Raw genomic sequence first — 13,262 nt, 5'->3', positions numbered from 1 at the left:
CGGCGATGCCGGGCCTTTGCGTCACGCGTTTTCGCGTTTCGAAAAACTGTCAGCGCGCGCGGCCGCGCGTGAACAGATTCACGATCAGCAGCAGGATCACCGCGCCGATCAGCGAGGAGACCAGGCCCATGATGCTGAAGTCGCCGCTGTTGACGGTGCCCGTGCCCAGCATCGGCGCGATCAGCCAACCGCCGAGGAACGAACCGACGATGCCGACGATGATGTTCAGCAGGATGCCCTGCTGCGCATCGCGCCGCATGATGATGCTGGCGAGCCAACCGATGATGCCGCCTACCACCAACCAGATAATGATGCCCATGCTGCGACTCCTGAGAAAGTTGAGCGGGATGCACGCCTCGCTCTACTCCGAGGCCAGCCCAGCGTAGAAGCGAGGCCGTTATGACAGCGTGGGCGACATGAATGCGGGTGCAACACGCCCTTGCGCGGGTGACGCTCAGTTCATGTTGCTTTGCAGCACGCGCAGCAGCTCGGCGCGCGGCAGCTTGCCGGTTTCGTTGCGCGGCAAGGCGTCCACGCGCACCAGGCGGCGCGGCAGGAACACCGGATCGACACTGCGGCGCAGCGCTTCCAGGATGTCGCGCTCGTGCAGGTCGGGCGCGACCACCAGCGCGGCGATGCGGCGCACGCCGCCCGGATGGCGGGCGTCGTCGGGTTCGTCGAGCTGGAACACCACGCCGTCGCGCACGCCCGGAATCGCCAGCAGCCGCCGGGTGAGATCGCCCAGCGACGCGCGCTTGCCGGCGATCTCCAGCAGGTCGGCCTGACGGCCGCGCAGCAGGAAGCGGCCGTCGTCCTGCACTTCCATCAGGTCGGCCAGCACTACCGGCTGCGGCAGATGCGCCGCCTGCACCTGGGTGCCGTCGGGCTGCGGCGTCAGGCGCACGCCCGGCAGCGGCGTCCAGGCCTGCTCGTGCGCGGTGCGGCGGCGCGCGATCACGCAGGTCTCGGTGGAGCCGAACACCTCGCGCACCTCGCAGCCGAAGCGCGCCTCGGCCGCCGCGGCGAGCGCCTGCGGCAAGGGCGCGGTGGCGGTGACGATGCCGGCCATCGGCGGCCAGTCGATCTGCGATTCCACCAGCGCATGCAGGTGCACCGGCGTGGTCACCAGCAGGCGCGGGCCGCGCGCCTCGCCCAGCGCCTGCGCGACGTCCTGCGGGAAGAACGGGCGCCCGCCATGTACGGCGACGTTGCCATGCAGCGGCAGCATCACCGACATCTCCATGCCGTACATGTGCTGCGGCGGCACGGTGGCCACCACGTGCAGCGTCTGCTCTTCCGGCCACAGGCCCGCCAGCGCCGCCAGGTTCTGCGCGGTGCTGGTGCGGAAGTTGCGCCAGGTCTTCGGATTGGGCTTGGGCACGCCGGTGCTGCCGGAGGTGAAGCCGATCGCCACCAGCATCGCGTCGTCGACCAGCGGCAGCGGGCCCGCCTCACGCGGCAGCGGGTCGGGCAGCGCGATGTAGTGCGGCAGCGGCGCCAGATGCGCCTGGTCGCAGCCGCAGGGTTCGCCGTCGCCCAGGCAGTAGCTGCCCGGATGCAGCGCGCGCACCTCGTCGATGGCCGCGCGGGTGCGCGAAGGCGGCAGCAGCGTGGTCTGTCCGCGCAGCGCCACCGCGCAGAACGCCACCAGGAAGCGGTAGCGGTCCTCGCACAGGTTCACCGCATGCGTGGCCTCGGGCAGGCGCGCGGCCAGCGCGCGCACGTGCGCGAAAAAGGTCTCGAGCGGGATTTCGCGATCCGCGTCGAAAGCGATGGCGCGCGTCGGCGCGCCTTGCGCCAATGCGCAGGGTGCCGAGCTGGCGGACGCGAGCTTGCTCTGGATGACTGCCGACATCTGGATGATTGCTGTCCCGCGGCAATCAATGCCGCATGCCCCATATCCTTACTTCCCCGGCGATTAGCTTACGCTGACTGGCACGCGGATGCAGGCGCGGGCGCAGGCGGGCATGGGCGACCGCGTGCGGACTTTGCGGCGCACTCGTGCCAAGCTGCGATTCATGTTCGATCCCGGCGACAGTCTCGATCTGGGCCCGGTCCGCTGCGCCTGGGGGCCCTACCGGCACGGCCAATCGGCCGAGGCGCTGGTGCGTCCGCAACTGGCGCGCTGGCTGCAGACGCCGGCGGAAACGCTGTCGCTGGTGCGCGATGCGTACGGCCGGCCGCGCCTGGACCCGAACACGGCCTTCGATGCCAGCTGGAGCCACAGCGGCGACGGCCTGCTGCTCGCGCTTGGCGCAGGCGTGCGCGTGGGCGCCGACCTGGAATGGCTGCGTCCGCGCCCACGCATGCTGGCCCTGGCCGAGCGGTTTTTCACGCCCGGCGAAACCTCGCTGCTCGCCGCCTGGCCCGAGGCTGGCCGCGAAACGGCCTTCGTGCGGCTGTGGTGCGCCAAGGAAGCGGTGCTCAAGGCCCACGGCCGCGGCCTGGTGTTCGGCCTGGACCGCCTGGAATTCGCCTACGACGGCCAGGACTGGCGCCTGGTGGCCTGCGATCCCGCCCTGGGCACGCCGGCGGACTGGACGCTGCGCGCCTTCGCGCCCATGCCCGGCTACGAAGCCGTGGTGGCATGGGCGAAGAACCGCGCCTAGCCGATGCCCTATCGGCATCGGCTGCGGTTCTGAGCGCCCGGCCATGGAAGGCCGGGCCGGACGTTCCGAAGCCAGTGTGTCGCGCCACGGATGGCAATCGCCCCCTGGCCAAGCGCAATTCCCGGACACGCGTCTGCTGGGTTGCCGAGCCCCCGGCCATGGAAGCCCGGGCCGGACGTTCCGAAGCCAGTGTGTCGCGCCCCGGACGGCAATCGCCCCCTTGCCAAGCGCAATTCCCGGACTCGCGTCGGCTGGGGTGCCGAGCGCCCGGCCATGGAAGGCCGGGCCGGACGTTCCGAAGCCAGTGTGTCGCGCCACGGATGGCAATCGCCCCCTTGCCAAGCGCAATTCCCGGACTAGCGTCTGCTGGGTTGCCGAGCGCCCGGCCATGGAAGGCCGGGCCGGACGTTCCGAAGCCAGTGTGTCGCGCCACGGACGGCAATCGCCCCCTTGCCAAGCGCAATTCCTGGACCAGCGTCTGCTGGGTTGCCGAGCGCCCGACCATGGAAGGCCGGGCCGGACGTTCCGAAGCCGGTGTTGTCGCGCCACGGACGGCAATCGTGCTGGCTTCAAGATCCTTGCTCCACGCGCCGGCAGTCCCGTCCAAAGCCTGTGCCCGGCACCCATACAATGCCGCCATGACGCCCCCCGCCCTCCACCCCCTCGCTCCCGACCTCGTCGCGGGCCTGCAATCCCTGTCCCTCGACCCCGCCCTGGCCGAGCCCCTGCTTGCCTACCTGACCCTGCTCGACCGCTGGAACCGCACCTACAACCTCACCGCCATCCGCGATCCGCGCGAGATGGTGACCTTGCACCTGCTCGATTCGCTGGCGATGCATCCGCACGTGCGCGGCATCGCCACGCTGGCCGACCTTGGCGCCGGCGCTGGCCTGCCCGGCATCCCGCTGGCGATCGCGGTGCCGGCCCTGCGGGTGACCCTGGTGGAATCCAACGGCAAGAAGGCGCGCTTCCTGCGCGAGGCGGTGCGCGTGCTGGGCCTGGACAACGCCCGCGTGGTCGAGGCGCGCGCCGAGGCCGTCGACGAGCCCGGCGCCTTCGACGCCATCACCGCCCGCGCCCTGGCCACGCTGGCCGACATCCTTGCCCTGGGCGGCCACCTGCTCAAGCCGGACGGCCGCCTGCTGGCGATGAAGGGCGCGCGGCCGGACGAGGAGCTCGCCGCGCTGCCGGCCGGCTGGCAAGCGCGCGGGGTGACGCCGCTGCGCGTGCCGGGGCTGGCGGCCGAGCGCCATCTGGTCGAAATCGCGCGGGCATGAACCCGCGCCGCGGCCGCCCTTCCTGAAGCATTCCGCTGCCTCCGGCACAGTGCCGGGGGGCGGCTGGGGCATAATCCCCTGTCCGGCCGGCCGCGCCTTCGCGGCCGGCCGGGCCTCGACCCTTCGCACAAATCCGCTCCCAGACAGCCCGGACCCATGGCCCGCATCATCGCTATCGCCAACCAGAAAGGCGGCGTCGGAAAGACGACGACGGCGGTGAATCTCGCCGCGGCGCTGGCCGCCACGCCCAAGCGCGTGCTGCTGGTGGACCTGGACGCCCAGGGCAACGCCACCATGGGCGTGGGCGTGGACAAGCGCGAGCTGGAGGCCTCCACCTGCGACGTGCTGCTGGAGGAGGTCCATGCCGAGGTCGCCATCGTGCCCACCGAGGAAGGCCTGGACCTGATGCCGGGCAATACCGACCTCACCGCGGCCGAGATCGAGCTGATGGACGAGGAGGGCCGCGAGCAGCGCCTGAAGCGCGCGCTGGACGGCTTGCGCGATCGCTACGACTACATCCTCATCGACTGCCCGCCGGCGCTGTCGCTGCTCACCCTGAACGCGCTCACCGCCGCCGACGCGGTGCTGGTGCCGATGCAGTGCGAGTACTACGCCCTGGAAGGCCTGACCGCGCTGCTGCAGACCATCGAGGCGCTCAAGGCCAAGCTCAATCCCGCCCTCGAGATCGAGGGCGTGCTGCGCACCATGTTCGACGTGCGCAACAACCTCGCCAACGCCGTCTCGGGCGAGCTGACCACGCATTTCGGCGACAAGGTGTTCCGCACCATCGTGCCGCGCAACGTGCGCCTGGCCGAGGCCCCCAGCCACGGCCAGAGCATCGTCGGCTACGACAAGGGCTCGCGCGGCGCGGTCGCCTATCTCGGCCTCGCCGGGGAACTGATGCGTCGCCAGCGCGAACGCGAACAGTCCAAGCCCGCGGCGACGCCCTCCACATCGACGCCCGCCGCGCCGACGTCACCCGCAACTTCGGAGACCCCGGCATGAGCGCCGCCAAGACCATCGAAAAGCCCGCCAAGAAGCGCGGACTCGGACGCGGACTGGAAGCGCTGCTCGGACCCAAGGCCGCCGCCGAGGCGCCGGCGCTGGAAGCCACCCCGGGCGACACCCTGCGCAGCCTGCCGGTGGACGCGCTCGCGCCCGGCAAGTACCAGCCGCGCAAGCACTGGGACGAGGACAAGCTCGGCGAGCTGGCCGAATCGATCAAGGCCCAGGGCGTGATCCAGCCGATCGTGGTGCGCGAGCTGCCGGACCGCACCTACGAGATCATCGCCGGCGAGCGCCGCTGGCGCGCCTCGCGCCTGGCCGGGCTGGCCGAGGTGCCGGTGGTGGTGCGCAGCGTCGACGACCGCACCATGGTGGCGATGGCGCTGATCGAGAACATCCAGCGCGAGGACCTCAACCCGCTGGAAGAGGCGCAGGCCCTGCAGCGCCTGATCGACGAATTCGCCCTCACCCACGCCCAGGCCGCCGAGGCGGTGGGCCGCTCGCGCGCCGCGGTGTCCAACCTGCTGCGCCTGCTGGAACTGCCGCCGGCGATCCGCGCCCTGCTGGAGGCGCGGCGACTGGAGATGGGCCACGCCCGCGCCCTGCTCACGCTCTCGCCCGAGCTGGCCAGCCGCCTGGCCTCCGACGCCGCCGAGCACGGCTGGTCGGTGCGCGAGGTCGAGCACCGCGCACAGCAGTACGCCGCCGGCAAGGTGCCGGTGGCCGCGAACAGGAAGCCGGCCGCCAAGGCCGCGCCGCAGGCCGACATCGCCTCGCTGGAAACCGAGCTGTCCGAATCGCTGGGCACCCGCGTCAGCATCGCCCACGGCCGCGCCGGGCGCGGCAAGCTGGTGATCCACTACTCCGACCTGGATACGCTCGATGGCGTGCTCGAGCGCCTGCGCGCGCAGCGCAGCTGATCGGCTGACTCACCCATTGCCCGCATGACCGTCGAACTTTCCGTCGTCGTCCCCGTCTTCAACGAGCAGGACAACGTCGCGCCGCTGGTCGGCGAGATCGTCGCGGCGCTGCGTGGCGTGCTGCCGTTCGAGATCGTCTACATCGACGACTGCTCGCGCGATGCCACGCTCGAGCGGCTGCAGCAGCTCAAGCGCGAGGTCCCCGAGCTGCGCGTGATCCGCCACCTCTCGCAGAGCGGGCAGAGCACCGCGGTGCGCACCGGCGTGAAGGCGGCCACCGGCGCCTGGATCGCCACCCTCGACGGCGACGGCCAGAACGATCCGGCCGACATCCCCAAGCTGCTGGCCACGCGCGCCACCGCCTCGCCCGACACCAAGCTGTTCGCCGGCTGGCGCGTCAACCGCCAGGACTCGGGCAGCAAGCGCTGGGCCTCGAAGTGGGCCAACGCGATCCGCGCGCGCCTGCTGCGCGACGACACCCCGGACACCGGCTGCGGCATCAAGCTGTTCGAGCGCGCCGCCTTCCTGGACCTGCCCTACTTCGACCACATGCACCGCTACCTGCCGGCGCTGATGCAGCGCGCCGGCTGGCGCACGGTGAGCGTGCCGGTCAACCACCGCCACCGCGCCAGCGGCGTGTCCAAGTACAACAACCTCAATCGCGCCCTGGTCAGCCTGCGCGACCTGCGCGGCGTGGCCTGGCTGATCGCGCGCAGCAAGCGCACCGCGACGGAAGAAGTGGCGTGAGCGGCGATGTCATGAACGAGCCGATCGCCTGGCTCGCCTGGACCGGGCTGCACATGAGCCCGTGGAAGCTGATCGGCCTGGTCGGCGCGCTGATGTTCGGCGGCCGCTGGCTGGTGCAGTTCATCGCCAGCAAGCGCCACGGCAAGCCGGTGATCCCGCGCCTGTTCTGGTACATGAGCCTGGTCGGCAGCGCCATGACGCTGAGCTACTTCGTGTTCTCGCAGAAGCAGGACTCGGTCGGCGTGATCCAGAACCTGTTCCCGGCCTTCACCGCGGCCTACAGCCTGTACCTGGACATCCGCCATCGCGGCTGGCACCGCGACCGGGCCGGGCACTGACCCGCGCGACACCGCGCACCGCATGCGCCGAACGCGCCGCCTCCGGCGCCGGACAGCTCCATCGAATCATCGAGCGGCGCCCGACGTGCCCGCCGCCGCGCCGCCGTCGATCAGCACGTCGCGCCGCAGCTGGTCGCGCAGCGCCTTGTCCGGCGGCGCCGGCGCCGGACCGCCCAGTGCCCGGTGCAGCGTGCGCTCCATCAGGTACAGGTAGGCCTCGCGCGTGCGCGGGTCCTCCAGCTGGTGCCGGGCCCGGGCATCGATGAACAGCGTGAGGTCCTTGTCCAGCGCGCGCAGCTGCGCCGCGTAGTGGGTGACGCTGCGCACCGGCACGCGCTCGTCGTCGCCGCCGGCCAGCAGCAACAGCGGCCGACGCAGCCGCGCGGCGTTGGCGATCGGGGATTGCGCGCGCAGGCGTTCGGCGATCGCGACGTCAAACGGGTCCAGCGACAGCAGGCGCAGCGTCTCCGGGAACAGGATCCCGGGCGAGAGCGCATCGAGGCTGCGCGCATACCAGCGCAGCACCCAGCCGAAATCCGCCGGCGGCACCGCCGCGATGCCGACCTTGAACAGCTCCGGCTGGAAGGTGACGCCCTGCAGCGCCGAATAGCCGCCGAAGGACGCGCCGACGATGCCCACGCGCCGCGCATCGCCGATTCCCTGCGCCAGCAGGTAGCGCACGCCCTCGACGATGTCCTGCTGCACGCGGCCGTTGCCGAAGTCGCCGCGTGCGGCCTGCACGTAGGCGCGGCCGTGGCCGGTGGAACCGCGGAAATTGCTTTCGAACACCACGTAGCCGCGATTGGCGAGGAACTGGCTGGTCGAGCTGAACTCGGGGCGGAACAGGTTGAAGGGCCCGCCGTGGACAAAGGCGATCAGCGGGGCGCGCGCCGCATCCACGCCCGGCGGCACCAACAGGAAGCCGTGCAGGCGCATGCCGTCCGAGGCGGGATAGGAAAAGGCGATCTTGCGCGCCATCGCCGAGGCCGGCAGCGGCGCCACCGGTTTGCCGCGGCTCTGGAACCCGGCCTCGTCGATCGGATCGCGGAAGCGTCGCGTTGCCGGATCGTAGACGTGCAAGCGCTCGCCCTTGATCTCTCCGCCGCGCTCGTGCACCAGCCAATGCGCGCCGGGGCCCGCGCCCACCTCGATGCGCAGGTTGCGTCGCGGATAGCGCCGCTCGATGGCGTCGACATGGCCGCGGGCCTGCGCCGTCAGGCCATAGTTGGTGGCGACCGTGCTGCGGTAGCCGGCGATCAGCGGTTCGCGCGTGGCGGGGTCGAGCACGACCTCGTCCAGGTCGGCCTCGCCGCGCGGATCGGCATGCAGGGTGCGCAACCGGCCGTCCGCGTCCAGGTGCGCGAGACGATGGAAGCCGCTGCCGGCATCCGTGCCCAGCAGCAGGCCGCGCCCCCGGTCGGTGGCGGCGAGCAGGCTGCAGCGCTGCAGGTCGACGCAGCGCATCGCCTCGCGCGGTCGCGCACGCCTGGCCCCGTGCGCATCGGACGTCGCCGGGCGGTCCAGCCGATAGATCACGTACTTGTCGCGCTCGGCCTGGCTGACGAAGGCCAGGCGCCCGTCGTCGTCGAAGGCGAAGTCGACCAGTTGCCGCGCGGAGGCGTGCAGCAAGGTCTGCGTGCCGTCGACCCGCACGCGGTACAGGCGCCATTGCCTGGGCTTGCGCGAGACGCGCGGCGGGCTTTCCAGCACGATCGCCGCCGCCGGCATCACCGGATCGGCTCCCATGAAACGCCGCGGCCAGCGTCCGCCGAGCTTGGCGATGGCGCCGGACCCGGGCTGGCCGGCCACCGCCAGCGCGGACAGCTGGCGCGGCGATTCCAGCAGCAGCCAGCGGCTGTCGCGCGTGAAGGCCACGCGCGTCGCATCGGTATCCAGCAACAGGCGGCGCGCCGTGCCGCCGCCGGCCGGCAGCAGCCAGAGGCCGCGGTTGCGCCCGGATTCGCGCAGGTAAGCGATCCGGCGACCGTCGGGCGAGAGCCAGATGCCGAGCAGGCGCGGCTTGCCGAGGAAGGCGACGCGGTCGAATCGCGGCGCGGTCGCGCGTGCGCGCTCGGCCGACACCGCCGCCCGCAATGCCGCGTCCTCGGCACGCTCCGCCCATGCGGCCGGCGCGGCCAGCGCGCAGACCATCAGGGCGAGCGCGGCCCGCGCCCCGAAAAACTTCGGGAGCCTGATCTTCGGGAGCCTGATCTTCGGAAGCGCGATCATGGGGTTCTCCTGTGCGATCCGCCCGACGGGCGGAGGGGACATCCGTGTCCGGTTATGCCGCCGCGGCCTGGCCGAGCGGCACTTCCTCCAAGCTCTCGCGCGGCGGATACAACAGCCACAGCGCCATCAACGCGGGGATTCCGAACGCGCCGCAGATCACGATCCAGGCCACGCGCGCCGGCATCGACAAGGCCAGCTTCGCCGTTCGCCAGATCGCCGCGAGCATCGACAACAGCATCAGCGCCAGCGCCACCAGCACGACCCGGCGCGGCACCGGCGGCGGATCGGTATCGCGCAGCAGCACGTAGCCGGAGAACAGCCCGGTGATCGCCTTCTGCGCCGCGTACAGCGGCGGCGACACCCACCAGTTCTGGTAGCGCCACAGGTCGGGATAGTCGTGGCCGATCGCGCGGCGGGCGACCTGCACCGCGGGCCCGTGCGCATCGACGCGCACGATCGACTGGAACGAGTCGGCGCCTTCCGCGTTGTGCCCCCAGCGCGCGAAGGTGAAGGACACCAGGTACCCGTCGAGCAGTTCCATCAGGTCCAGCCGCGCCAGGTCGCCGACGCGGCCGGGCAGCGGCACGCGCTGGCGCGGCCGCAGCAGCACGTCGTCGTCGCTGAATCCGGCCAGGTCGTAGAAATACAGCGCGCGATCGCTGAGCAGCAGCATGTCGTCGCCCACCGGCCCATAGCCGGCGAGCACTTCGCCGGCCGGCAGCTGCGCGCGCGGCAGGATCAGCCCCGCGTCGCCGTCGTACTGATAGACCGCCTCCCTGCTCACCAGCAGGTTGTCCGGGCCGGGCAGCGGCGGCGCGGGGAAAGGACGGTCGCCGGCCACGCCCAGGCTGCCCGCCGGCCGCTTGTCGACCAGGCCGTAGCCCTGGAAACGCATGCGGTCGTGGCTGAATACCCAGCGCACGCGACGGGTCTCGTCGTCGAATTCCATCGGCGCCAGATTGGTCAGCTCGTGGCGCACCGGCACCGCGCGCAGATAGGAGGACAGGCCGAAAATCTCGGAGATCTTGGCCTGCTCGCGCCACAGGCGCGCCTCGGGCGCGGCGCTGTCGCGCAGCCCGATCGCCATCATCTCCGCGCCCTTGGCGTTCTCGGCTTCCTTCTCGCCGCCGGCGATCGGCACGGCGCGGTTGTTCGGGTGCGAGCCCTGCGCGATCCAGACGAACTCGACGGCGAAGCCGACCAGCAGCAGCGCGAACCACATCGTCATCGTCAGCGGCGCCGCCGTCAGCGCGACCGCGGCGCCGCGCGGCGGCGCGCTCAGTTCGGGCTTGAACGCGATCAGCACCATCGCCGCGAGATAGGCCAGCGCCGCCCCCTGCACGATGAGCGTCCCCGCGCCGGTGGCCTGGCCGAACACGAACAGCGGGATGAACAGCAGCGCGCAGAATCCGTAGCGGCGATTGGCCAGCATCGCGTAGCAGCCGGCCAGATAGCCGCACGCCGCCATCAGCCAGCCCGAACCGCACAGCAGCAGGTGGCGCGTGTCGACCACGCGCGCGGTCATCGTGCCCTGCCACAGCGCCACCAGCAGCAGCGGCAGCAGCACCGCCACGGCCAGCAGCACGAAACAGGCGCCCAGCAGCGCCGTCGCCACCCGCCAGTGCGGCACCGGCCCGTGCAGCAGGTTCAGCCAGGCGTTCGGCCGCCGATAGCCGCCCATCTGATACAGGCCGAGCAGCAGGCCGGTGGCGGCGTAGATCGCCGCGAACAGTTCATAGGGCGTGGACGGCTGCTGCGCCAGATCGACGAGCTTGGCCAGGAAGCCCAGCGCCAGCAGATGCACCAGGGCGTAGGCCGCCGCCCACAGACGGAAGCGCTGCAGTTCGGCCTTGAAGAGATCCCGCATGGGTTGTCCTGATTGGCATGGCGCGCCGCGTCATGCGGCGCGCCGGAAGGTCAATGGGTCGCGGCGCCCGCCGGCATCGCATGGTTCTTGGCCAGGAAGCCGTTGACCGCGCGGTCCAGGCTGACGGGCATGTTCTGCATCGAGCGCGCGCCGCTGGCGCGCAGGAACTCGGCGAAGCCCTCGTCCTGGTCGAGCACCAGGTAGTGCTGCAGCCCGTCCAGGCGCTGGGCCTGCAGCAGTCCCGGCACGCTGGCCGGGTCCGGTCCCTTGAACGGGATGTCGGCGATCCAGTGCGTGACGCGCGCGCAGAAGTCCTCCGGCGCCGACATGTTCCTCAGCTGGCCGCGCTCGAGGATGATCAGGTTGTCGGCGACGCGCTCGATCTCCTCCATCTGGTGCGAGCAATAGATCACCGTGCAGGCATCGGCCGCGTTGCTGTACATCAGCGATTCGAGGAAGGCGCGCTTGGCGACCACGTCCAGGCCCAGCGTCGGCTCGTCGAGGATCAGCAGTTCCGGCCCCTGCGCCAGCGCCAGCGCCAGGTTGAAGCCGGCGCGCTCGCCGCGCGAGAGCTGGCCGACCTTCTGCTCCGGCAGCACGTGGTAGTGGTCGAGCACGCCGCGGAAGGCGGCCTCGTTCCAGCGCGGGTACAGGCGCCGGCGCATCGCCGTCACCGCGCTCACGCGCATCCATCCCGGCAGGGTGTGCTCCTCGTTGACGAAGCCGATGCGCTCGCGATCGCCGGGCGTCAGGCGGCCGCTGTCGCGGCCGAGGATGCGCGCCTGGCCCGTCGTCGGCGGCAGGAAGCCGAGCAGGACGCGGAACAGCGTCGACTTGCCGGCGCCGTTGGCGCCGACGATGGCGTGGATGCGGCCGCTGGGGATGCGCAGGTCGAGGTGGTCGAGCGCGAGCTTGCGGCCATAGCGCTTGCTCAGCGCCGTGGTCTCGATGACGTAGTCGGTGGAGGGCGTGGCCATGGCGGTTCCGTGCGGCGGGCTTGGATCGACTCGGATGGAAGCGAGGACGGGACGGGATCAGCGGTCAGGCGGTCTTCCTGGGCGCCAGCGCGCGAAACTCGGCCTCCAGGCGCGCCTGCACCTCCCCGGGCGGGTAGTCCAGCGCGATCACGTCGTTGAGGAAGCGCCCGATCGCCTCGTCCAGGCGGCGTTCGCGCTCGGCATCGCTCAGGCGCTGGCGCGGCGTGGCCACGTACAGGCCCAGCCCCTGCCGCGACTCCAGCCAGCCCTCGGCGGTCAGCTCGGCGTAGGCCTTGGCCACCGTGTTCGGATTGACCGTCAGCTGCTGCGCCAGGCCGCGCACGCTCGGCAGCTGGTCGCCCGGCGCCAGCTCGGCCGTGGCGATCTTCATGCGCACCGCATCGACGATCTGCCTGCTGATCGGGCGCGGGTCGCCGGTGGCGATCTGGATCAGCAGGGCTTGGGGACGGGCCATCGGCATCACCGTATTAACTGTACTGTGAATATTAGTACAGTTGAGACATTCGACCTGTCAAGCCCCCGAAGGTCATGCCCGCTTGTGGATCAATCCTTGCCCCGCCCCGGACCGCGCGGCATAATGCGCGGCTCGCTGTGTCCGGCCCAGGCCCGGACCGGGCCGGAAGTGCGATTCCGTCCCCGCCTCCGCACGGCGAACCAAGACACCCGAATCGCGCGGTACCCGATGCTGGCATCGGTTGCCGGGGCCGCCGCCTCCCTGGCCAAGGGGGACACCCATTGCGGATCGCTCCGCGCAGAAGCACGAGGTACGACCATGTCCCGCGTATGCCAAGTCACCGGCAAGCGCGTGCAGACCGGCAACAACGTCTCGCACGCCAACAACAAAACCCGCCGCCGTTTCCTTCCCAACCTGCACGAGCGCCGCTTCTGGGTCGCCAGCGAGAACCGTTGGGTGAAGCTGCGCGTTTCCACCAGCGCCATGCGCACCATCGACAAGAACGGCATCGACGTCGTCCTGGCCGAGCTGCGTGCCCGCGGCGAGAAGATCTGAGGAGCCCATCATGCCCAGCAAACGCGACAAGATCCGCCTGATCTCCTCGGCCAACACCGGCCACTTCTACACCACCGACAAGAACAAGAAGAACACGCCGAACAAGATGGAGGTCAAGAAGTACGACCCCGTCGTCCGGAAGCACGTGATCTACAAGGAAGGCAAGATCAAGTGATCCGCGCCTGACGCGGATCCGGGCCGGCTCGCCGTCCCCGCCTTCACGAAAACCCGCCGCGAGGCGGGTTTTTCGTTTTGCGGACCCG

Annotated in this window: 14 protein-coding genes; 8 read left to right on the top strand and 6 right to left on the bottom strand. The window is 71.0% G+C overall.

Annotated features, from left to right (window positions below; translation table 11 throughout):
- Positions 1-49: 49 nt before the first annotated feature.
- Both MD221_RS12080 and MD221_RS12075 read right to left on the bottom strand, forming a co-directional pair.
- Positions 50-319: a GlsB/YeaQ/YmgE family stress response membrane protein gene (locus MD221_RS12080; protein ID WP_242112021.1), complete on the bottom strand. Its 270-nt coding sequence runs from the start codon at positions 317-319 to the stop codon at positions 50-52.
- 135 nt (positions 320-454) lie between these two features.
- Positions 455-1,843 (bottom strand): AMP-binding protein, encoded by a 1,389-nt coding sequence (locus tag MD221_RS12075; RefSeq protein ID WP_425602271.1) that lies wholly within the window; start codon positions 1,841-1,843, stop codon positions 455-457.
- A gap of 175 nt (positions 1,844-2,018) precedes the next feature.
- Between MD221_RS12075 and MD221_RS12070 the strand changes: the two genes are divergently transcribed.
- From MD221_RS12070 to MD221_RS12045, 6 genes are all read left to right on the top strand, one after another.
- Positions 2,019-2,609 (top strand): 4'-phosphopantetheinyl transferase family protein, encoded by a 591-nt coding sequence (locus MD221_RS12070; RefSeq protein ID WP_242112019.1) that lies wholly within the window; start codon positions 2,019-2,021, stop codon positions 2,607-2,609.
- Positions 2,610-3,247: 638 nt separating this feature from the next.
- Positions 3,248-3,886, top strand: coding sequence for a 16S rRNA (guanine(527)-N(7))-methyltransferase RsmG (gene rsmG / locus MD221_RS12065; protein ID WP_242112018.1), 639 nt, complete (start codon positions 3,248-3,250; stop codon positions 3,884-3,886).
- 156 nt (positions 3,887-4,042) lie between these two features.
- Complete coding sequence (locus MD221_RS12060; RefSeq protein ID WP_242112017.1) at positions 4,043-4,891, top strand: ParA family protein; 849 nt, start codon at positions 4,043-4,045, stop codon at positions 4,889-4,891.
- The gene (locus MD221_RS12055; protein WP_242112016.1) at positions 4,888-5,811 is read left to right on the top strand and encodes a ParB/RepB/Spo0J family partition protein; all 924 of its coding nucleotides are present in this window, start codon (positions 4,888-4,890) and stop codon (positions 5,809-5,811) included. Before MD221_RS12060 ends, MD221_RS12055 begins: the two co-directional genes overlap by 4 nt.
- Before the next feature lie 24 nt (positions 5,812-5,835).
- Positions 5,836-6,558 (top strand): glycosyltransferase family 2 protein, encoded by a 723-nt coding sequence (locus MD221_RS12050; protein ID WP_242112015.1) that lies wholly within the window; start codon positions 5,836-5,838, stop codon positions 6,556-6,558.
- An 11-nt stretch (positions 6,559-6,569) separates the two neighbouring features.
- The gene (locus tag MD221_RS12045) at positions 6,570-6,896 is read left to right on the top strand and encodes a lipid-A-disaccharide synthase N-terminal domain-containing protein (protein WP_425602263.1); all 327 of its coding nucleotides are present in this window, start codon (positions 6,570-6,572) and stop codon (positions 6,894-6,896) included.
- A gap of 66 nt (positions 6,897-6,962) precedes the next feature.
- Here the strand turns inward: MD221_RS12045 and MD221_RS12040 are convergent, their stop codons facing one another.
- The 4 genes from MD221_RS12040 to MD221_RS12025 all read right to left on the bottom strand — a co-directional run bounded on the left by MD221_RS12040 (position 6,963) and on the right by MD221_RS12025 (position 12,444).
- Positions 6,963-9,125 (bottom strand): alpha/beta hydrolase family protein, encoded by a 2,163-nt coding sequence (locus tag MD221_RS12040; protein WP_242112013.1) that lies wholly within the window; start codon positions 9,123-9,125, stop codon positions 6,963-6,965.
- 52 nt (positions 9,126-9,177) lie between these two features.
- The gene (locus MD221_RS12035; protein ID WP_242112012.1) at positions 9,178-10,992 is read right to left on the bottom strand and encodes a hypothetical protein; all 1,815 of its coding nucleotides are present in this window, start codon (positions 10,990-10,992) and stop codon (positions 9,178-9,180) included.
- A 50-nt stretch (positions 10,993-11,042) separates the two neighbouring features.
- Positions 11,043-11,969, bottom strand: a complete 927-nt coding sequence (locus MD221_RS12030; protein ID WP_242112011.1) for an ABC transporter ATP-binding protein — start codon at positions 11,967-11,969, stop codon at positions 11,043-11,045.
- A gap of 64 nt (positions 11,970-12,033) precedes the next feature.
- Positions 12,034-12,444, bottom strand: a complete 411-nt coding sequence (locus MD221_RS12025) for a GntR family transcriptional regulator (RefSeq protein ID WP_242112010.1) — start codon at positions 12,442-12,444, stop codon at positions 12,034-12,036.
- A gap of 318 nt (positions 12,445-12,762) precedes the next feature.
- On the opposite strand from MD221_RS12025, the gene rpmB reads away from it, so the two are divergent.
- Both rpmB and rpmG read left to right on the top strand, forming a co-directional pair.
- A complete protein-coding gene (rpmB, locus tag MD221_RS12020) occupies positions 12,763-12,999 on the top strand; it encodes a 50S ribosomal protein L28 (protein WP_242112008.1) in 237 nt (78 codons plus the stop codon).
- Between the two features lie 7 nt (positions 13,000-13,006).
- On the top strand, positions 13,007-13,174 hold the full coding sequence (rpmG, locus tag MD221_RS12015; protein WP_425490963.1) for a 50S ribosomal protein L33: 168 nt from the start codon (positions 13,007-13,009) through the stop codon (positions 13,172-13,174).
- Positions 13,175-13,262: the final 88 nt, after the last annotated feature.

Origin of the sequence: Luteimonas aquatica (assembly GCF_022662575.1) — a bacterium.
GTDB classification, from domain to species: Bacteria; Pseudomonadota; Gammaproteobacteria; order Xanthomonadales; family Xanthomonadaceae; genus Luteimonas; species Luteimonas aquatica.
This window is presented reverse-complemented; position numbering and strand designations above follow the sequence as displayed.